This is a genomic window from Streptomyces sp. NPDC057565 (assembly GCF_042801455.1).
In the GTDB taxonomy this organism is placed as follows: Bacteria; Actinomycetota; Actinomycetes; order Streptomycetales; family Streptomycetaceae; genus Streptomyces; species Streptomyces yanii.
Genome location: NZ_JBHVFU010000004.1, coordinates 1 through 18041 on the forward strand (window position 1 = coordinate 1; position 18041 = coordinate 18041).

An 18041-nucleotide genomic window follows, 5' to 3' on the forward strand; every position below is an offset into this window, starting at 1 on the left:
CACGCTCACGCAGTTCGTCGGAGTATTTCCGGGGGGCAGCCATGACGGGGATCCTTCCGGGTCTTCGATGTCTCCATCAAACCCAGGGCGATTCACACCTTCGAGTGGGTCCCGGTATGACGGATGGGCCCACCCGATCATGAGGTCCAGCGTGATGTTCAGTCGGCCTGGTGTTGCCTGGATCTCCAGGACGAAGCTGTCCTCCAGGCTGGTGCCGTCGAAGCCGGGGAAGCTCGTGTAGTGGATCGGTTCTGCCATGAGTTCCTCCCGGACAGGGCCACAAGGTCGGTGGAGTTTCAATGACCCAGTCAAGCGCCGCTACCCGGGTCAGGGAGCACCAGTTTGGAAGATCGCGTAACCGCGTTGCGCCTGACCTGGCAAGACGCTGACCTGCGAGTCTCCGGGCGACTCGCCGACGTTCCCCGCTGTTCCCCGACTGTGGCCGTCCGATCGGGCACGCAGGGGGCACGCGTGGCCTTCTCCCGGACTCCCAGGCTACGAGTGTGATCTTCCCAGACTGAGTCTGCTCTCGGCGCTCATGCGGTCGGCGGAGTCTCACGAGCCCAGTCGAAAGGCATCGGCGCGCCCTGCGGGATCACCCAAGGGTGGGGGTAGCGAGCCTGACAACCGGTGCAGCGCGCGACGAAGGGACCGACCTCGGGGTTCGTGAGAACGCTGTAGTGGCTGGAGGGCTGAGCCGGGAGCATGTGCCCGTTTGCCGTCGTCTCCAAGCCAGGCCACTCCGGCGAGCATTGGCACGGGCGTTCTACCGCGAACGGGTCGCCGTCGGGAGTCCTGGCGGTGCTCTTGAAGAGCTTGGCGAAGTTCTCGCGTATCGACACGGCGGCGGTCTCCCCTTCACTGCGCCCGACTCTCGGGCCCCAGACAGTAGCCGAGGTCGGCGGAGTCTCAGTGAGCTCTTTCAGCGTTGACGCTCCAGGGTGAGGACTGCTGCGGCGATGACGGTCATGCGGTTGGGACTGCAGCGGGCTCTGCGGGAGACGTTCCAGGACTTCAGTCGCACATTCACGCCCGCCGCTTTGACAGAGCTCACTGCAACCAATTTTGTGCGCTCAGAGAACACTTCGACTGCGCTGCCAGACAAGCATCGCTTCTACGAACCCGTAACTTCTGAGTGCAAGGTCCTGTCTGCAACTGACGGTCCCGCCCACTGTTTCAAGGAAGTGAGTCATGAGTTCTCAGGCGAAGGCATTCGGTTTTGGTATGCCGTGGGAGTCGTTGTACGGGTACAGTCAAGCCACCCAGGTCGGTGACACGGTTTACGTGTCAGGGCAGCTGTCCCATGACCGGCACGGCAACTTCGTGGGTGCAGGCGACTTCGAACTGCAGGTTCGAACCACGCTGGAGAATCTGGACCTGGTGCTGAGGCAGTTCGGAGCCGAGCGTAGCCAGATAGTGGAGACCACGGTGCTGGTGAGGAACCTGCGGGAGAACTTCGACACGACAGCACGCCTCCACGCCGAGTACTTCGGGGAGCACAGGCCCGCCAGCACGGTCATGGGCATTTCCGACCTGGCACTGCCGGACCAACTCGTGGAGATTGGCGCGCTCGTGCGTCTCGACGTGAAGCGATAGGTAGGAGGCTGGCCTGATTCCTTCACTGAGCTCTTTCAGAGTGGTCACTGATCGAGTGACGTCAGGATGAGGACCGCAACGCACAAGGCTCCTGCGCCGTTGGGGGAGGTGTTCGAAGTCTCAACCCATCGGTACGGGAGCCTCGTTGGTTCCCTGTCCTGCCGCACTCGACCTCGCGCATGCCCTCGTCGAGTGGGTCACGATGCTCATCGTCACCCGTGAGGGTGACCGACGGTGCAAGCTGCCGCCGCACCAGCGGGCGCTCGTCGCTCTGGTGTACCTGCGCCGCCACGACGCCCTCACCCGGATCGCTGCCGGCTTCGGGATATCCGTCGGCACCGCCCACGCGTATGTCACCACCGTGACCGGCCTGCTCGCCGACCGGGCCCCGGGCCTGCTGAAGACTCTGCGCGAGCACGATCCGGAGTTCGTCCTGCTGGACGGGACCCTCGCCGAGTGCGGCCGTGTCGGTGACAGCCGGGCCGACTACTCGGCCAAGCACCGTCGTCACGGTGTGAACGTGCAAGTCGTGGCCGATCCCACCGGCAACCTGCTGTGGATCTCTCCCGCGCTGCCGGGCCGCACTCACGACCTGACCGCGGCCCGCACCCACCGCATCATACGGATCTGCGAGCGTCAGGGTGTTCCGATCCTCGCCGACCGCGCCTACCAGGGCGCCGGCCCCTGGGTCACCACTGGACTCAAACGGCCACCAGGCGGTGAACTCACCCTCACCCAGCGCACCGTCAACCGGGCCCTGGCCGCGGCGAAAGCACCGGTCGAACGTGGCATGGCACGGCTGAAGTCCTGGCAGATCTTCCGCAGATCCCGCATCAGCCCCAACCGCATGACCGTCATCACCAAAGCCGTCCTCACCCTGGAGAGGCAACGCTGAAAACACTCAGTGACGTTGGTCGACTACCTGCCGTCCATGAGGAACGGTCCGGCAAGGTGCGGCGCTGGCTGCCGCAGTCCGCGCTTGTTGCTGTCAGCAGTTGATGTCAGACACCCGGCGCCCCCTTGATAGGTCCCTCGGCCTCCCGGTCACCACGGACGCGTCGGCAGCCTCGGCACCCCGCGTGGACGTCGTCTCGGCCCTGTTCTCCAAGCGCTGTGGGACTGGGGGAGAGCAGGCCCCGGCCAGAGACGGCGGGGCTGCGACGAGCTGGGACAAGCCCTGAAGCCAGCTCCAAGCCGTTGGCGAGCAGCGCCACAGTGCGACTGCCAGCGGACACGGCGATGCCGGCCGACTTACGACCGTGCCCTGTGAGGACGCTCGCGGCGTTGCTGTCCGACGTTGTGGACGCGTGTGCGCCGCACGAACGCGGCGAGTGCGATGGCCGACAGGGCGCTGAGCCAGGCCAGGCTGTTGGCCAGGGGCGCCAGAGTGAGGTGGTGGGTGAAACCGGCCTGGAGGGCGGTCTGCAGGGATCCGTAACTGGGCAGCAGCGTGATCAGTGGGCTGTTGGCGGTCGTCGCGCCGACGGGGTTCTGCGGGGCGAGGTCGATGATGCTGGTCATGATGATGGCGACCATGCCTTCGATCTCGCTGGGCAGGAAAAGCGCCAGGAACAGGCCCACCGCGCCGTAGATGAGGGCCGCGGAGAGTACGGCGAAGATGAGCAGGCCGGTCTGGCGCGGTGACCAGTACAACAGCATCCACGCCACGGCGTAGGTGCTGACCATGGCGGCGGTGGCGAGCAGGGTGGTGAGTTCGGCCGCCAGCAGGGCACAGCGCGGATAGCCTGCTGCCGTCAGGCGTCGGTCGAAGTCGCTGGTGCGGCGGGCGGCGCTGAACATCCAGAAGCCGACCAGCAGGGACACGGCGTTGAGGGATCCGCTGAGCATGGTGATCTTGTCTCCGCCCGCGTGGAGGACCTGTCCGGTGGCGCGCAGCCGGAACGGGGAGGAGTCGGGGGTGGCGACGGTCTTGGCGATGGTGATCCACAGTGGGACAAAGAAGGCCAGGAGGGTGAGGGCGAGCCGGTTTTTCGCCAGAGCCAGAAAGCTGTAGGCGGTGGCGGTGCGGTAGGCGTTCATTGCTGCGCTTCCGTGGTCGGTAGGGGGTGCAGCCGGCCGTCGCTCAGTCGGTACAGGGCGTCCAGGCGGTGGGTGTCGTAGGCGAGGTGGGAGACGATGACCACGGTGCGGCCGGCTGTCCTGAGGTCCTGGGCGATGTCCCAGAACCGCAGGTAGGTGTCCCAGTCGAAGCCTTGGTAGGGCTCGTCCAGCAGCAGCACCTCCGGGTCGTGCATCAGGGCGAGGACGAGGTTGAGTTTCTGTCGTGTGCCCCCGCTGAGCGTTTTGACCGGCTGTTGGTCGTAGGCGGCCAGCCCGAGCGCCTGAAGCAGGTTCTCGGCCCGGTCCAGACGGGACAGCCGGTGAGCAATCTGGAACAGCCGCAGGTGCTGCCGGATGGTGAGTTCCTCATCCAGCACCGGATGCTGCGGGCAGTACCCCAGTGTGCCGTTGAGGTACACGGTCCCAGCGTCCGCACGCAGATCGCCGCTGAGGATACGCAGCAGCGTGGTCTTGCCGGCACCGTTCTCACCCACGACGCCGACGAGCTGGCCGGGGCCCGCCCGCAAGCCCGCATCGCGCAGAACGGTCCGGGAGCCGTAGCTCTTGGCGACATGCTCCACCGTCAGGACCATGGCCAACGCGGTTCAGCAGGAGGAGAGGCTGGAGGAGGCGGGGTCGGTGTCCTGGGAATCCCGGTGGCGGGCCGGTTCCTGGTCCTGGCGCAGGCTGCCGACCATGGACAGACCCAGATCCTCCCGGGCCGGCTCGACGCCGGCTCAGCCGTTTCGTCGGCGTTGTACAGGTTCCGCATGCCCCGCAGCTCCTCCACGGCTGTCAGGAAATCCGGCGTGTGGCACTCGACCATGGAGCCGCGTGCACGGCGGTCCCGTCCCACGCGCTATCCGGGTTCTTGACCACGGCCATCAGGTGATCGAGGTCCCCTGTGCGGTCTCCTTGCGCACCGAGTACAGGTCGTCGGTCCACGATACGACGCTGTTGGCCACAACCCGCGCATTACGGCAGGCCTGGCCGTCTGTGGCCACGGCCGGTACTTCGACGCTGAACGTGGCCATACTGGTCGGGGATCACGTGATGGCACTGGCGGGCCGGCTTTTGGTCACCTGCGGCCTGTCTGCCTGCCGCTTGCCTTGCCCGGGCGAGGCCGGGGCAGTGCCGTGCCCGGCTCCGTGCAGCGTGGGCTGCCGTTTCTCGATGTCGCTAGGCGCGAGTGGAAAGAGACATCACCCGTCATGCCCCTCCTGGTTGGATCGGGTGCATGACCGATGACTCAGGCCAGTACGAGATATCGCCTGTCCATCTCGCAGTTGAACAGGACGACCTGCGGGAGCTGACCCGACTCTTGCACGCGGGCCATGACCCGGATGAGTAGGACAGCCGCAGTGGCTGGACCCCGCTGCTCAGGGCAATTGATGGCGAGGCAGACGGAGCGGTCCAGACTGGCGATCCTCTAGATGCCGCCTGTGCTGCCGTATTGCTCGCATACGGAGCGGACCCAGAAAAACCCTCCCGAGACGGCCTTACTCCGTACCACCTAGCCTTTCAGGTTCGGCATGAGATGGCCGTGAGGCTTCTCAAAGGACACATAGACCTGCGCCGCACCACTGTGGGCGAGTAGGTGCCCGCCTTCCTTACCCACCACTCTCCCCAGCTCCCATCCCGTCCGCCATCGACCCACACACCGTGGAGCGGGCGTGGTTCATGGCGTCCAGGTGGAGCGCGCCACTGTACGAACGACCTGGACGCCATGGGCCGCGTCCGCTCGGCTCTGCCTGGGTCGATGGTGGACGGGATGGGAGCCCCCAACGCTCGCCACGATGTGCCCGCGGCCGGGAACGGCGCCCCCTCCATCCCGGTGCCGGCCGATCCCCCGCCGGAGGCATCGTCCTTGACCGGTGTCCACGCACGTCGGGTACTCGACTCATGCCACCGGGCCTATCCACATGTGGGCGGGCGTCGGCGCAGCCGGGGCGGAGCGGGCCGAAGGCAGGAGCGGCGCCCCGAGCGGAGCCGGGAAGCCCGCCCGGCGGAGCGGAGCGCAGCCGGGGTGCTTGATGAAGTAGAGAAACTCTCACCGCACGCAGTGCAGGACACCTGTCCGGTCCCGGGAGATGCTTGACGCTTCGGTCCCGGCTGATGGTTGACAGTGGTCGATGTGCGGATCTTGGACGTCGGGATAGGGTTCGGTGGGAGGTGCGGGCGATGAGTTTCCGGCTGGCGGCGTACGCCGTGTGCATCGAGGACGGTCGGGTGCTGCTCGCGCGTCACGTGTCGCCGAAGGGTGAGAGCACCTGGACTCTTCCGGGCGGCAGGGTCGAGCACGCGGAGGATCCGTTCGATGCGGTGATCCGGGAGGTCGCTGAGGAGACCGGCTGCAGCGCGGTGATCGAACGCCTTCTGGGCGTGGACTCCAGGGTGATCCCCGCGGCCGTAGCGCGTGCAGGAATCGAGCACCAGAATGTCGGTATTTTCTACCAGGTTCGCATCACTGGCGGCCAGCTCCGGCCGGAGCCGAACGGCGAAATTGCCGAGTCGGTCTGGACTTCGATTCCCGACGTCGCTGGACTGCGCCGGTCATCGCTGGTCGACATTGGCCTCACCCTGGGGCAGACGCTTCCGGCAGCCGGTCACGTCGCTGCCGTCCCGGTCGGCGGCCTGATCCAGCACTGAGGCACCATCACCATCCACCTCGGCCCACCGTCAAGCCTCACCTGGGACCAAGACGTCGCGAATCAACTGGGACTAGACACAGTGCAGGACACCTAAGCCGCTAGGCTGCTCGGTCGCTCTCCATGCTCCAGGCACACCGGTGCCGCCTCCGCGCGAGCTTCGACCGCTGCCGAGATCCGCCGAGCCAGGCGGGGGATTGTGCGCTCACGGACTTCGTCCAGCGCCAGGAACGCAACGCTCCTGATCTCGTCGGCCTGCAAGGTGACTTGGTCCAGAATCTCGTCCTCGCCATCGCGCTCGGCTTCCGTCGCGGTGAGATCGTCGGCCTGCGGTGGGAGAACGTGGACCTCGACAAGCGGGAGATCCTGGTCCGCACCCAGCGACAGCGTGTCCGCGGCAAGGTGTACGAGGACGATCCCAAGGGACGCCGCAGGAAGCAGATGCTTCCCCTGCCGGCCCTCTGCGTCGCTCCGCTCCGCTGGGAACGGCTCCGACAAGCTGCCATGCGTGAAGCTGCCGGTGATCAGTGGCAGGAGACCGGCTACGTCTTCACCACCCGCACCGGCCGGCCGATCGAGCCTCGCAACCTGTACCGCTCGTTCACCCGCGTCGCCGCGACCGCCGGACTCCGCGTGATCCGGCTCCACGATGCCCGGCACGGCTGCGCCACCCTGCTGACCGCCGCCGGCGTCGCTCCCCGCGTCGTCATGGAGATCCTCGGGCACAGCCAGATCGCGGTCACGATGAACATCTACGCCCACGTCGTCCAGGACACGCAGCGCGAGGCCGTGAGTCACCTCGACCGCATGCTGAAGCGGCAGCGTCCCGACCGTGGGTGACCGCGCCCGTTGATGTCAAAAGTAGATGTCAAAGGCCCCCAACCATGATCGGTTGGAGGCCTTTGCACTGGTGGGCGCGGACGGTTTCGAACCGCCGACATCTGCTTTGTAAGAGCAGCGCTCTACCCCTGAGCTACGCACCCGTGGATGAAGGAACAGCCTACATGGCACAGGGCTCATGCTCACAAACGGTTGCCCGGGCCGACGGGGAGACGGGGGATATCCCCACCCCGCTTACGGTAGCCGCCCGGATTCTCCCCGGGCAGGCGCACTCCCTACGGTGGAACCACACCGGCGGGACAGCCCGCCGGACCGGATGGGGGATCGATCACCGTGGCACTCCGCACCCGCACCCACGCCAGCGCCCGTACCAGGCCCCGCGCGCTCGTCGCGTCCGGCGGGGCTGTCCTCGTCGCTCTGGCCCTCACCGGTTGTGGCGGCGCGGACGTGGACGACGCGCCGGCCGAGCACCGGTCGTTCGCGCTGAGCGGGAAGACGTTGACCATCGAATCCGGCGGTACGACCGTGGAGCTCGTGCCGGCCGATGTGCGCAAGGTCGAGGTGACCCGGCGCGTCGACGGGTGGGTGGTGCTCGGGAACGGGCCCGATGCCCGGTGGTCCATGCGGGACGACACGCTCACGCTGCGGGTGAAGTGCGACGCGTTGATCAGTAACTGCGGGTCGCGCCACCAGGTGAGGGTGCCGCGGGGCGTCGCGGTGACGGTGAACGGGGACAACGGACGGGTCGTCGCGTCCGGGTTCGACACTCCGCTCACGCTCCACTCCGACAACGGACGGGTGACCGTCCGGGACTCCAGCGGTCCGCTGAAGCTGGAGAGTGACAACGGGGGCCTCGACACGGAGCGGATCTCCAGCAGGTCCGTCTCCGCGCGCTCGGACAACGGGGGGATCCGGCTCGGGTTCAGCGCTGTGCCGGATCTGGTGGACGCCGTCAGCGACAACGGCCGGGTGACCATCGATCTGCCGAGCGGTTCGGAGGCGTACGCGGTGACCGCCACCGCGAGGAACGGGCGCACCTCGGTGAAGGTGCCGCGCAGCGACGGCAGTCCTCATGTGGTGAAGGCGCGCAGCGACAACGGTCAGATCACGGTGCGAACGGCGAACTAACCGGCCCGTGTGTTCGTCCTTACTGGTGGGAGAATGAACCGGGCAGGGCGAAACGGCACGGGAGAGGGATGTGACGGCGACACACGCGCGGCCGCGGGCAGGAGCGGGTGGCAATTCCGCCGTCAGGGACGTCCTCGCATTGATGCTGCTTCCGGTGCCGTTGCTCGCCGCCGCGGTGCCGGCCGCTTTCGCCGGTGGAGGTACACGGCGCTGGTTCGGCGGTCGTGGGGAGAGTCAGCGTGTCGAGGCGCAGGCGGCGAAGGATGCGGCCGCGGAGGCGTTCTACGAGCTGGACACGGCTCAGCGCGATCTGCAGATCTCGATCGAGACGATCACGGCGGTGGACAGTTCGCCCGCCGCGCGCAGGGTCGTGGACGATTTCGCCGCTCTGGGACGGCGGATCGACGAGGCGAGTCATGCGTACATCACGGCGGTGGACGCGCACGACCTGGACCGGGACGATCTCGAACCGGCGGTCGCGGCACGTGCCAGGACGGAGCTGACGGGCGCCAAGGACGAGCTCGTACGGGTCAAGGGCGAGCTCGACCGGTTCGCCCAGGGACTCGGTCCGCTCCTGGGAAACGCGGAGACACAGCTCGCCCGGCTCGCGCCCGCCGTGGAGCGTGCCCGGCAGGCGCTGCTCGGTGCGAGCAATGCTCTCGACGCGGTGCGCGCGTCCGGGCTGCGGGCGGACGATCTCGCCGCTCGCCTGGCGGCCCTCGCCCCCGAACTGACCAAGCTCAACCAGGGCGCCGGCCGGCACGGCGTGCCGGAGACGCTGCTCCGCGCCGATCAGGTGCTGCGCGGTGCGGAGGCCGTACGGGCGGAGGCGGAGCAGCTTCCCGAGCGTGCCGCCGAGATCGACCGCCGCCTGGTCTCGCTGCGTACCCGTGCCCAGGCGCTGACCACCCGCGCGGGCTCGGTGGAGCCGGTGCTGAGTGAGCTGAGGCGGCGTTTCTCGGCCGCGTGCTGGCAGGACCTTCAGCCGGTTCCGGAGCAGGCGGCGGTCAATGTGCGGCAGGCCGAGGAGAAGCTCAAGGAGGCGGCCAAGGCGCGGGACGAGCAGCGCTGGGCGGATGCGACCTCGCGGCTCTCCACCGTACGGGCCCTGCTGAACGCGACGGACGAGGCGGTGTCCGCGGCCGGTGACCGGCTGCAGCGGCTCGACGCCGTGGCCAAGGATCCGCAGCAGGAGATCCAGCGGACCCGGTTCGCGATCCGCGACGCGCAGCGTCTGGCCATGGCGGGCCGCAACACGCCCGACCCGCGCCATGCCCGGCCGCTGGACGACGGAGTGGCCAGGCTGGAGCGCGCCGTCGCCGGACTGGAGGGCCGCCACCCCGACTACTGGCACTTTCTGACCGAGACGGAAGCGGTGCGGCAGACGGCTGCGAGGGTGGTCTCCGAGATCCGGGAGGAGCGTGGCGCCGGGGGCTGAGCCCAGTTGTCGGGGCCCGGGGCGGGGCGGATCATGGTGATTGTCCGAAGGAGGCCGCCATGGCCCACACTCATGCCCCGCGTCTCCCGCACTTCCCTCATCACCCGCAGCGAGCGGCGCGAGGGCCGGCAAGACCCGGCAGAATGGCGCGGCTCGACGAACATCTCCCCGTCGATCACCGGCTCAGCAGTGTCTACCGTGTCGGGGCAGGGCTGATGGGACTGGTGCTGCTCGCCTTCGGCATCCTGGGGCTCATCAACAAGATCGGCTTCTTCGACACGGGTGGTGCCACCGTCGCGGGCCTGAACACCAACGGCACGCTCAGCATCCTGTCCATCTGCGTCGGCCTGCTCCTGTTCATCGGAATGGTGATCGGTGGCAACTTCGCCTCGACGCTCAACATGGTCCTCGGTGTCCTGTTCATCCTCAGTGGCTTCATCAATCTCGCGCTGCTCGACACGGACTACAACTTCCTGGCCTTCCACCTGCAGAACGTGCTGTTCAGCTTTGTCGTCGGACTGATGCTGATGATGTTCGGGATGTACGGGAGGGTCAGTGGCGGGCTCCCGCACGACAACCCGTACTGGCAGGCCCGCCATCCCGAGCAGGCAGCCCAGGAACTGCGCCACAGCCGGCGGCAGTCCATGCCGATTGCCCGGTCGTAGGAGCGGTGCCGTCGCGGCGGTGCGCCCTCCCGTACCGTCCCCGGGTCCTGTTGCCGGATACTGCTGCCGAAGAGGGCCGCCGGTTAGCCTGGGGTCATGCCTCGTTACGAATACCGATGCCGCTCCTGCGGAGACACGTTCGAACTCAGCCGTCCGATGGCCGAGTCCTCGGCCCCTGCCTCCTGCCCCGCCGGGCACGAGGACACCGTGAAGCTCCTCTCCACCGTGGCTGTGGGCGGGGGTTCGGCCAAGTCCGCGCCCGCCGCCCCGTCGGGTGGCGGTGGCGGCGGGGGTTGCTGCGGTGGTGGTTGCTGCGGCTGACCCGGCCGCGGCGCCGAACGGCTCGACCCGGCGGGTGGGCCGCGCTTCCGGCTCGACCCGGCCGACGGGCGGCGCTACCTCCTGCGGGAGAGTGTCAGCCCGTCCGCCACGGTGAGCATCACGCTGTCCATCCGCGGGTCGGCGGCCACATGCTCGTTGAACTCCTTGATCGCCGCCGCCCCGCCGGTCGCCTGCGGGTCGGTCACGCCGCCGTGGAACAGCACGTTGTCGGTGACGACGAGGCCGCCTTGCCGCATGCGGGGCACCAGCTCCTCCCAGTACGGGATGTAGTTGCCCTTGTCCGCGTCCAGATAGGCGAGATCGATGTGCGGTTCGGACGGCATCGCCCTCAGCGTGTCGAGCGCGGGGGCGATGCGCAGCTCGATCCGGTCGGCGACGCCTGCCTTCTCCCACGCCTCCCTGCCGTAGGCGGTCCACTCCTCCGAGATGTCGCAGGCGATCAGCCGCCCGTCGGCGGGCAGCGCCTGCGCCATGGCCAGAGCGGAGAACCCGGTGAATGTCCCGACCTCGACGATGTGCCGGGCCCCGGTCAGCCGTACGAGGAAGGCGAGCAGTGGCCCCTGCTCCTCGGCGGACTGCATGCCGGCCTGATCGGGAAGGCGCGCGTATGTGGTCTCGACGAGCTCCCGCTGCACCGCGTCGAGCGGCGGATTGTGCGCCAGCATGTATGCGTACAACTCGTCCGTGATCTTGGTTTCGTTTCCCTTGGACATCGCAGACTCTCTCTGTGCGTGCCGGGCAGGCTGGTCAGGTCCTCCCGTACCGGAGTACGGGGGGAACGCGTCGGTTGTCAGCCACTGTTCCCTGTCGGTCCGAGCTTGTCGAAGATCGCGTCGACATGTTTCTCCGCGCAGGGTCCAGCCCGTTCGGCGAGGGCCGCGCAGGAGTCAGAGGCCGCGCCGGGCGACGGAGGCCCGAATGAACCGGCGGAGGATTTCCTCGCCCGCCGCCACACCGCGTTCCGTCAGGACGTCGACGTGCGGGGCGCTCCAGTCGGTGTCGGCGAGTTCGCCGTGGCCCGGACGCCAGGCGAGGTCGGCGGCGAGGAGCAGATCGGCGTCGAGGAGCGAGTCGCCGGCGGCGAGGGTGAGGGTGGCGCCGGCGCGGTGGGCGACCTCGTTCATCGCGGCGCTCTTGGTGAGCGGCTTGGGCACGGCGTAGATCTTGCGGCCCTGGAGGGACACGGTCCAGCCGCGGGGCCCCGCCCATTCGGCCAGCTCCTCCACCCAGTCCGTGGGCAGCAGCGAGCGTTCGACGACGAGATAGGCGAAGAGGTCCTCGGCGACTCGTTCCTTCAGCAGCCAGGCGGGGTCGGCGGCGGCCACGAGGTGGGCGCGGACCTCGGCGAGCGAGGCGCACTCGTCGGCGAGCCGGCGGGCCACCCGGTCCTGCCAGTCGGGATCGGAGACGCCGTCGACCAGGAGGTGTCCCCCGTTGGCGCAGATGGCGAACTTCGGTGCGGGGCCGGGGAACTGGATGCGGTGGTACTGCTCGCGGGTACGGGTGGTCGTGGGTACGAAGACCGTGGTGCGGGCCAGTTCGTCGACGAGTGCGGCGGCCGTCTCCGTCATGTAGGAGAGCGGCTTGTTGTCGTACACCTCGACGCAGAGCAGCCGGGGGGCGTCCGCGTCCGGCATGGCGAGCTGGAGTGCCGCCGTCGAATAGATGAGGGTGCGGTCGAGGTCGCTGGCGACCAGCGTCACAGGGGTGGTGGGGGTGGTCGGGGTGGTCGTAGTGGCCGGGTGGGTCACTGTGACGCCACCGCCTTGCCGTCCGCGCCCGTCGCTCCGCGGGTGTACTTCGGGTGGATCAGTCCGACGCAGGTGTACGGGAGACCGTCGACCTCCTCGACCGGCACACCGCGCTGCTCGGCCAGCAGCCGGATGTGTTCGAGGTCGGCCCCGGCTCCGCGCTTGGCGAGGATCTTCCAGGGGACGCGTCGCAGCAGTACGCGGGTGGTCTCGCCGACACCCGGCTTGACCAGGTTCACATCGTGGATGCCGTACTCCTCGCTGATGCGCTCGACGGCCGCCCAGCCCTCCCAGGTGGGGGCGCGGTCGGCCGTGAGCAGTTCCTTGACCTCGGCGTCCACGGCGTCGACGACCTCGTCGAAGTGGGCCGCGACGGTGTCGAGGAAGTGACCGGACACATCGGCCTCCGCGAGCCCGCGGTAGAACTTCGCGCCGTGGAAGTCATGGGGGCCGACCAGGTCCGAGCGGAGGACGGTACGGGAAATCAGCCCGGAGGCAGTGGAGTTGAGGCAGGCGGACGGGATGAGGAAGTCCTCGCGGGTGCCGTAGGTGCGGACGCAGCCGCCCGGGTCGGCGAGGACCGCTATCTCGGGATCGAAGCCGTCGAACTCTCCGAGTGCGGCGGCCAGTTCGCGGGTGATGGCGCCCTTGCCGGTCCAGCCGTCGACGAAGACGACGTCGGCGGGGTCGTGGTGGGCGGCCAGCCAGCGCAGGGCGTTCGCGTCGATGCCCCGGCCGCGCACGATGGAGACGGCGTAGTGCGGCAGATCGAGCCCGTGACGGTGCTGGGCCCAGCGGCGCATCAGCACGCCGACCGGGGTGCCGGCCCGCGCGAGGGAGACCAGGACGGGGCGGGGGGTGCGCTCGGCGAGGACCGTCTCGGTGACGGTTCCGACGGCCCGTGCGATGCGGGCCGCCGACAGGTCCAGGGCCGCTTTGAACAGGTCCTGGTACTCGGCGGACGGCTGGTACTCGACGGGCAGCGACTCGGCGTAGTGCGCACCCCCGCTCTGTATCGCCTCCTCGCGCTCCTCGGTGGGTGCCTCCAGCTCGGTGTCCGAGAGGTCCTGGAGCAGCCAGCCGACTTCTTCCGGCGCGTAGGAGGAGAAGGCTGGGCCGCGGAGGGGCTCGGACAGCATGGGGGGTTCCTGCCGTTCGGGGGCGGTGGAGGGGGCGGACGACGGGACGTACGAGGGGACGACGGCCAGCAGGACGTGGGAGGTGTGTGCGGCGAGTTCCGCCAGCAGGCCGTCCGGGGCGTGCAGTTCCGGGGTGTCGGCGGCGGAGTCGACGACGACCACCACGGCGTCGAAACCGGCATCCGCGACGTTGTACGCGTAGCGGATGCCGGGGCCGTCGGCCGGATTGTCGTGGGCCGGGAAGACCAGCCGGCTGCGTATCGCATAGCCGGGGTCGTTCACGGCGAGGACGGGGGACCGTGTGGTGGTCGAGTAGCTGACCTCGGCGTCGGTGTGCTCCTCCAGGGCGGTGCCCAGCCGGAGCGGTGCGTACATCAGCTCCTCGAAGCCGAGGACGAGTATGCGGCGGGCTTCACCGCCCAGGGCGTCGGCGATGCGCGCAGCCATGGCGGGAAGGGCCGATTCGAGCGTCTCCCGGTGGGCGGGGGTGAAGCCGTGGCGTCCGCCGTCGGGCACACCGGCGGGCCACTCCAGCTCCACCCGCGTGCGGGGGCTGACCGATCCTGCCGCACCGGCCCGGGCGGGTTCCCGCTCCGACTCGTGGGCGGCGACCAGGGCCTGGCCCTTCTCCAGAACACCGTCCGGGAGGCGCACCGTGCCCGTACCCCTGGCCACCAGGTCGACGCGGGCGCCGATCTCGGCGGCGAACCCGGTCAGCCGTTCGCGGTCGGCCGCCGACCGCATGTCCACCAGAGCCACGATGACGTAGCGGTCGCGCGGGTACAGCTCGTGCAGCGCGCGGATCGTGTTGAGCACGGTGTTGCCCGTGGAGAACTCGTCGTCCACCAGCACGAGCGGCGCCCCGCTCCCGCGCGCCAGCAGGGCGGGGTCCTCCGGCAGCAGCAGATGCGACGTCGCGTGCGAGTGCGACTCCTCGAAGCCGCCCGCCCGGGCCACGCCCTCGACCGGACGCCGCGTCGAGTGGAGGTACGGGGCCACGCCCAGCCCGTCGGCGACCGCGTGGCCGAGGCCGGTGGCCGTCTCCGCGTACCCGAGCACCACCGCCCGGCGGGCCTCCGCCTCCCCGAGGAGCGCGCGCACGCGCAGGCCGAGCTCGACCCCCGCGCCGTACACCACGGAGGGCCGCTGCGGCACATGCTTGCCCAGCACATTGGAGACGAGCAGATGGGCCCGCTTGGGGTTGCGGCGCAGGGCGAGGCCCAGCAGCTCCCGGAGCTCGCCGTCGCCTTCGGGCTTCCCGTTGCCGACGAGCTCGACGCCCAGTCGCTCCGTCACCCAGCTACCCGACCACACCACGTTCGCCGTCTCTTTCCTTGCTGCGCGCTCGCTCATCGAGACGCGCTCATTCCGCGAGCCCCGCGGCCAGCAGATCCACGAAGCCGACGTCTTCCCTCGCCACGCCGAAGACCTCGGCCCGTTGCAGGGTGCGCTCGGCCCAGGCGCGGTGCGGCTTCACTTCATTCATTTTGTTCGTGTATGCGGAGCGCATCACTCCGCCACCGACGCGCTCCGGCCGCAGGATGTCCCGTGCGTCGCTGAACTCCTCATGGCTGACCACGGACAGTGCGTGCACCGGCGCGACGTGCGACGGGTGGATACAGGTCTTGCCGAGCAGCCCGTTGGCCCGGTCGAGCTCGATCTCCCGCAGCAGCCCGTCGAGGTCGTGCTCGATCAGTGTCGTACGCAGCCCGTCGGCCCGGCCCTCCAGGAAGGGGCTGCGGCGCAGCTGCGGCTTGAACATGCGCTCCTGGAGCCGGAAGTACTCCCACACCGGTCCGGTGATCGTGAAGCCCGTTCCGTCCGCCCGGCCCAGCACATTGACCACATCGGCTATGACCGCGGCGACGAGCTGGACGTCGTACGCCGTCATGTCGGGCGCCCTGCGCAGTCCGTACGCCGAGCAGAAGTCGGTGACCCCGAGCCGCAGGGCCAGCACCCGGTCCCGGTACGCGTGGACGGTGCGGACAATTCCCTGGAGCGCCTCCGCGCGGGTCTCCAGGTGCAGCAGCTCGGGCGATTCGAGGACGGGCATCGCGAACAGGCGCTGTCCCCCGGCCGTCTCGGCCTTGGTGAGCGCCTCCATGAACGGAAGACCACGCTCTTCCGTGAACTTCGGAAGTACAAAACCGGACAACAATCGGACGGAGCTTCCGAGCCGCTGCACCAGGTCCGTCATCTGCTCCGGTTCGCGGACCCGGATGAAGAGCAGCGGCACCTCGGCGCCGCGCGCAGCGAGGTCGGCGAACTGCCTGACCAGGTTCTCCTCGGCGTCCGACACCTCGGAGTCGTCGATGGAGTCCTCCAGGCACAGCACCATCGAGACGACACCGCGCCCGGCCTGCTTGAGGACGTCATCGGCGAGCCGCGGCCGGGTGGCCGGGGAGTACAGGGTGGCGCCGAGGGCGGCCGAAAGTATCCGGGCGGGGGAGTCCGCCCCGAATTCGCACGGCTGCCGAAAGAACAGGCCTTCCCGCACTGCGGGCGAGATGTGCCCGAAATGACGCATGTGATTCCCCCGTACTGCTGGACCGGCCCGACAACGTGTGGCCGGTAATAGTACGTATGGACGGGTGTCGACAGTTCCCCACGTGCATGAATTTCGGGTAACTCGTCCATTTCCCGACGGTTCCGCAAGGCCCGGAGGACGTGGTTCCGACGCGCTGCCGAGACATGGGACAGGCCCCCACGTTGTCTGCGCAGGCAGCCAGCAGGCAGGATGACCGCCATGACGCACGCGATGCTGAAGGGCTCGAACGTCCCCCTCGATGCCATGGCCGTACGAGCCGTGCTGCGCTGGACTCCGGGCGCCGGGGTGCCCGATGTGGACGCCTCGGCCCTGCTTCTCGGCGCCGGTGGCCGTGTGCGCTCGGACGAGGACTTCGTGTTCTACAACCAGCCCCGGCACCCCTCCGGCCTGGTACGACGGCTACCGAAGCGCAGTGTCGCCGAGGGGCTCACCGACACCGTCGAGGCCGACCTGGGCGCGCTCGACCCGTCGGTCGAACAGGTGGTCATCGCGGCTTCCTCCGACGGGGCCGCCTTCCAGCAGGTCCGCGATCTCTGCATACTTCTCTACGACGCGGCGTCGGCGGGCGGCGACCCGCTCGCCGTGTTCGATGTACGGCCGGAGACCGGCGAGGAGACCGCGATCATCTGCGGTGAGCTCTACCGGCGCGGCGATGGCTGGAAATTCCGGGCGGTCGGTCAGGGCTACCCGACCGGGCTGGTCGGGCTCGCGACCGCATTCGGTATCTCGGTCGACGAGGCGGAGGCCGCGGCCGAGCCCGATCCGGCCCCGGCCGTGCCGACGGTCGCCCCCGTGTCCGCCCCGGCACCGGCACCCGGACCCGACCCGCAGGCCACGATCCAGCACCAGCAGCCCACGTACGGCTACCCGCAGCCCACAGCGGCCCCGGCGACGTACGGCTATCCCCAGCCCGCAGCAGCTCCGGCGGCGTACGGCTACCCGCAGCCCACAGCGGCCGCCCCCGCTCCGCAGCCCGCCTACGGCTATCCGCAGCCCGCGGCGGCCGCCGCGCCCGCCCCGGACCCGAATTTCGTGCTGCCGCCGCAGGGCCCCCAGTTCGTCCGCTCCTGACCGCCGCGGCAGGAGGCGGCCGCTCAGGCCCGGGACTTGTAGCCGCGCCCCCACTGCATTCCCCAGCCGTACAGCCGGTCCAGCTCCGACTGGAAGCCGTAGACGAACTTCACCTCGCGCCGCACGATCAGCTCGTCCTTGGCGTTCTCCACGGTGAACACGGCACACGAGCGCGCCTGCGGGGCCCGCTCGTCGAGCTCGATCTCGATCCGCGGGCCGTTGCCCGGGTAGAGCGTCACCTTGGCGTGCGTACGGTCGAAGGCCGGCGTCTGGTCGTAGATGTAGACGAAGAACAGCAGCCGCTTGATCTTGTCCCGCTGGTCGAGGTTGACGTACACGGTCTCCCCCGACGGCGCCCCGAAGCGGTCGTCCCCGCTGAGCCTGATGTACGGCGGCGCGTTCAGGTCGCCGATCAGGTTGCCGAGCGGCTGCACCACGCCCTTGGTGCCGTCCTTCAGCTCGTACATGCAGCCCAGGTCCAGGTCGACGTTGACGACACCCTGGGTGTGCGCCTGGACCACATCGGGCTGGAAGAGTTTGAACGGCCGCAGCAGCCGCCCGCTCTGCCGTGACCTGCCCTCGATGTCGGACGTACGCATCCGCCAGGAGAGGTTGACCCGCAGGTTGCCGGTCAGCGCGCCCTGTTTGGTGAGGGAGACCGTGGCGTGCCGCTTGGACAGCACGATGGAGTTGGTCGCCGCGTTGCCCGACTCGAACTGTGCTTCCCGCCCCGGCCACAGGCTGTCCCAGAACGCCATCGCCAACCCCCACACGTCTCGGTAAGTGCCCAGGCCCCGCACGCATCACTGCGGGG

At 68.9% G+C, this 18041-nt stretch carries 17 protein-coding genes, 1 tRNA gene and 2 pseudogenes; 9 read left to right on the forward strand and 11 right to left on the reverse strand.

Features of this window, described 5'->3' with window-relative positions; genetic code table 11:
* Window positions 1–258 (reverse strand): hypothetical protein (locus tag ACFU8W_RS10070; RefSeq protein ID WP_384034330.1); only part of this gene is annotated, 258 nt, incomplete at its 3' end.
* 664 nt (window positions 259–922) lie between these two features.
* Window positions 923–1024: pseudogene (locus ACFU8W_RS10075) on the reverse strand (IS5/IS1182 family transposase); the annotation flags it as partial.
* 167 nt (window positions 1025–1191) lie between these two features.
* Between ACFU8W_RS10075 and ACFU8W_RS10080 the strand changes: the two are divergent.
* Window positions 1192–1596 carry a RidA family protein gene (locus ACFU8W_RS10080; protein WP_384034333.1) on the forward strand — a complete coding sequence of 135 codons (405 nt, stop codon included), beginning with the start codon at window positions 1192–1194 and terminating at the stop codon, window positions 1594–1596.
* 145 nt (window positions 1597–1741) lie between these two features.
* Window positions 1742–2491, forward strand: coding sequence for a transposase family protein (locus ACFU8W_RS10085; RefSeq protein WP_384034336.1), 750 nt, complete (start codon window positions 1742–1744; stop codon window positions 2489–2491).
* A 356-nt stretch (window positions 2492–2847) separates the two neighbouring features.
* Here the strand turns inward: ACFU8W_RS10085 and ACFU8W_RS10090 are convergent, their stop codons facing one another.
* The 3 genes from ACFU8W_RS10090 to ACFU8W_RS10100 all read right to left on the reverse strand — a co-directional run bounded on the left by ACFU8W_RS10090 (window position 2848) and on the right by ACFU8W_RS10100 (window position 4691).
* Complete coding sequence (locus tag ACFU8W_RS10090) at window positions 2848–3636, reverse strand: hypothetical protein (RefSeq protein WP_384034339.1); 789 nt, start codon at window positions 3634–3636, stop codon at window positions 2848–2850.
* Complete coding sequence (locus ACFU8W_RS10095) at window positions 3633–4250, reverse strand: ABC transporter ATP-binding protein (protein ID WP_384034341.1); 618 nt, start codon at window positions 4248–4250, stop codon at window positions 3633–3635. The genes ACFU8W_RS10090 and ACFU8W_RS10095 overlap by 4 nt, the downstream gene beginning before the upstream one ends.
* Window positions 4251–4541: 291 nt before the next feature.
* Entirely contained in the window at window positions 4542–4691 is a 150-nt protein-coding gene (locus ACFU8W_RS10100; protein ID WP_352272730.1) for a hypothetical protein, read from the reverse strand.
* Window positions 4692–5838: 1147 nt separating this feature from the next.
* On the opposite strand from ACFU8W_RS10100, the gene ACFU8W_RS10105 reads away from it, so the two are divergent.
* Entirely contained in the window at window positions 5839–6306 is a 468-nt protein-coding gene (locus ACFU8W_RS10105; protein ID WP_384034344.1) for an NUDIX hydrolase, read from the forward strand.
* A 281-nt stretch (window positions 6307–6587) separates the two neighbouring features.
* Window positions 6588–7145: pseudogene (locus ACFU8W_RS10110) on the forward strand (site-specific integrase); the annotation flags it as partial.
* 68 nt (window positions 7146–7213) lie between these two features.
* On the opposite strand, the gene ACFU8W_RS10115 reads toward ACFU8W_RS10110, so the two are convergent.
* Window positions 7214–7288: transfer RNA gene (locus ACFU8W_RS10115), tRNA-Val, on the reverse strand.
* Between the two features lie 190 nt (window positions 7289–7478).
* Between ACFU8W_RS10115 and ACFU8W_RS10120 the strand changes: the two genes are divergently transcribed.
* The 4 genes from ACFU8W_RS10120 (at window position 7479) to ACFU8W_RS10135 (ending at window position 10697) form a co-directional block, all read left to right on the forward strand.
* Window positions 7479–8273: a DUF4097 family beta strand repeat-containing protein gene (locus ACFU8W_RS10120; protein WP_384034347.1), complete on the forward strand. Its 795-nt coding sequence runs from the start codon at window positions 7479–7481 to the stop codon at window positions 8271–8273.
* Window positions 8274–8343: 70 nt separating this feature from the next.
* A complete protein-coding gene (locus tag ACFU8W_RS10125; protein ID WP_384034349.1) occupies window positions 8344–9711 on the forward strand; it encodes a hypothetical protein in 1368 nt (455 codons plus the stop codon).
* Window positions 9712–9854: 143 nt separating this feature from the next.
* Complete coding sequence (locus ACFU8W_RS10130) at window positions 9855–10376, forward strand: DUF4383 domain-containing protein (protein WP_384034352.1); 522 nt, start codon at window positions 9855–9857, stop codon at window positions 10374–10376.
* Between the two features lie 96 nt (window positions 10377–10472).
* On the forward strand, window positions 10473–10697 hold the full coding sequence (locus ACFU8W_RS10135) for a zinc ribbon domain-containing protein (RefSeq protein ID WP_327246529.1): 225 nt from the start codon (window positions 10473–10475) through the stop codon (window positions 10695–10697).
* Window positions 10698–10771: 74 nt separating this feature from the next.
* Here the strand turns inward: ACFU8W_RS10135 and ACFU8W_RS10140 are convergent, their stop codons facing one another.
* From ACFU8W_RS10140 to ACFU8W_RS10155, 4 genes are all read right to left on the reverse strand, one after another.
* Window positions 10772–11431 (reverse strand): O-methyltransferase, encoded by a 660-nt coding sequence (locus ACFU8W_RS10140; protein WP_376667614.1) that lies wholly within the window; start codon window positions 11429–11431, stop codon window positions 10772–10774.
* 174 nt (window positions 11432–11605) lie between these two features.
* A complete protein-coding gene (locus tag ACFU8W_RS10145; protein WP_384034356.1) occupies window positions 11606–12469 on the reverse strand; it encodes an HAD family hydrolase in 864 nt (287 codons plus the stop codon).
* On the reverse strand, window positions 12466–14961 hold the full coding sequence (locus ACFU8W_RS10150) for a phosphoribosyltransferase (protein WP_384034359.1): 2496 nt from the start codon (window positions 14959–14961) through the stop codon (window positions 12466–12468). Before ACFU8W_RS10150 ends, ACFU8W_RS10145 begins: the two co-directional genes overlap by 4 nt.
* A 10-nt stretch (window positions 14962–14971) precedes the next feature.
* Window positions 14972–16135: an HpcH/HpaI aldolase/citrate lyase family protein gene (locus ACFU8W_RS10155; protein ID WP_384034362.1), complete on the reverse strand. Its 1164-nt coding sequence runs from the start codon at window positions 16133–16135 to the stop codon at window positions 14972–14974.
* A 219-nt stretch (window positions 16136–16354) separates the two neighbouring features.
* Between ACFU8W_RS10155 and ACFU8W_RS10160 the strand changes: the two genes are divergently transcribed.
* Window positions 16355–17227, forward strand: a complete 873-nt coding sequence (locus ACFU8W_RS10160; protein WP_384034365.1) for a TerD family protein — start codon at window positions 16355–16357, stop codon at window positions 17225–17227.
* Window positions 17228–17250: 23 nt separating this feature from the next.
* Here ACFU8W_RS10160 and ACFU8W_RS10165 read toward each other — a convergent pair whose 3' ends face one another.
* Window positions 17251–17985: a Tellurium resistance gene (locus ACFU8W_RS10165; protein WP_384034368.1), complete on the reverse strand. Its 735-nt coding sequence runs from the start codon at window positions 17983–17985 to the stop codon at window positions 17251–17253.
* Window positions 17986–18041 lie beyond the last annotated feature (56 nt).

Coding starts and splice junctions, on each gene's coding strand:
- ACFU8W_RS10155 (WP_384034362.1), bottom strand. CDS start 16,135: ATGCGTCATTTCGGGCACATCTCGCCCGCAGTGCGGGAAGGCCTGTTC.
- ACFU8W_RS10080 (WP_384034333.1), top strand. CDS start 1,192: ATGAGTTCTCAGGCGAAGGCATTCGGTTTTGGTATGCCGTGGGAGTCG.
- ACFU8W_RS10105 (WP_384034344.1), top strand. CDS start 5,839: ATGAGTTTCCGGCTGGCGGCGTACGCCGTGTGCATCGAGGACGGTCGG.
- ACFU8W_RS10095 (WP_384034341.1), bottom strand. CDS start 4,250: ATGGTCCTGACGGTGGAGCATGTCGCCAAGAGCTACGGCTCCCGGACC.
- ACFU8W_RS10100 (WP_352272730.1), bottom strand. CDS start 4,691: ATGGCCACGTTCAGCGTCGAAGTACCGGCCGTGGCCACAGACGGCCAG.
- ACFU8W_RS10140 (WP_376667614.1), bottom strand. CDS start 11,431: ATGTCCAAGGGAAACGAAACCAAGATCACGGACGAGTTGTACGCATAC.
- ACFU8W_RS10135 (WP_327246529.1), top strand. CDS start 10,473: ATGCCTCGTTACGAATACCGATGCCGCTCCTGCGGAGACACGTTCGAA.
- ACFU8W_RS10090 (WP_384034339.1), bottom strand. CDS start 3,636: ATGAACGCCTACCGCACCGCCACCGCCTACAGCTTTCTGGCTCTGGCG.
- ACFU8W_RS10150 (WP_384034359.1), bottom strand. CDS start 14,961: ATGAGCGAGCGCGCAGCAAGGAAAGAGACGGCGAACGTGGTGTGGTCG.
- ACFU8W_RS10130 (WP_384034352.1), top strand. CDS start 9,855: ATGGCGCGGCTCGACGAACATCTCCCCGTCGATCACCGGCTCAGCAGT.
- ACFU8W_RS10160 (WP_384034365.1), top strand. CDS start 16,355: ATGACGCACGCGATGCTGAAGGGCTCGAACGTCCCCCTCGATGCCATG.
- ACFU8W_RS10165 (WP_384034368.1), bottom strand. CDS start 17,985: ATGGCGTTCTGGGACAGCCTGTGGCCGGGGCGGGAAGCACAGTTCGAG.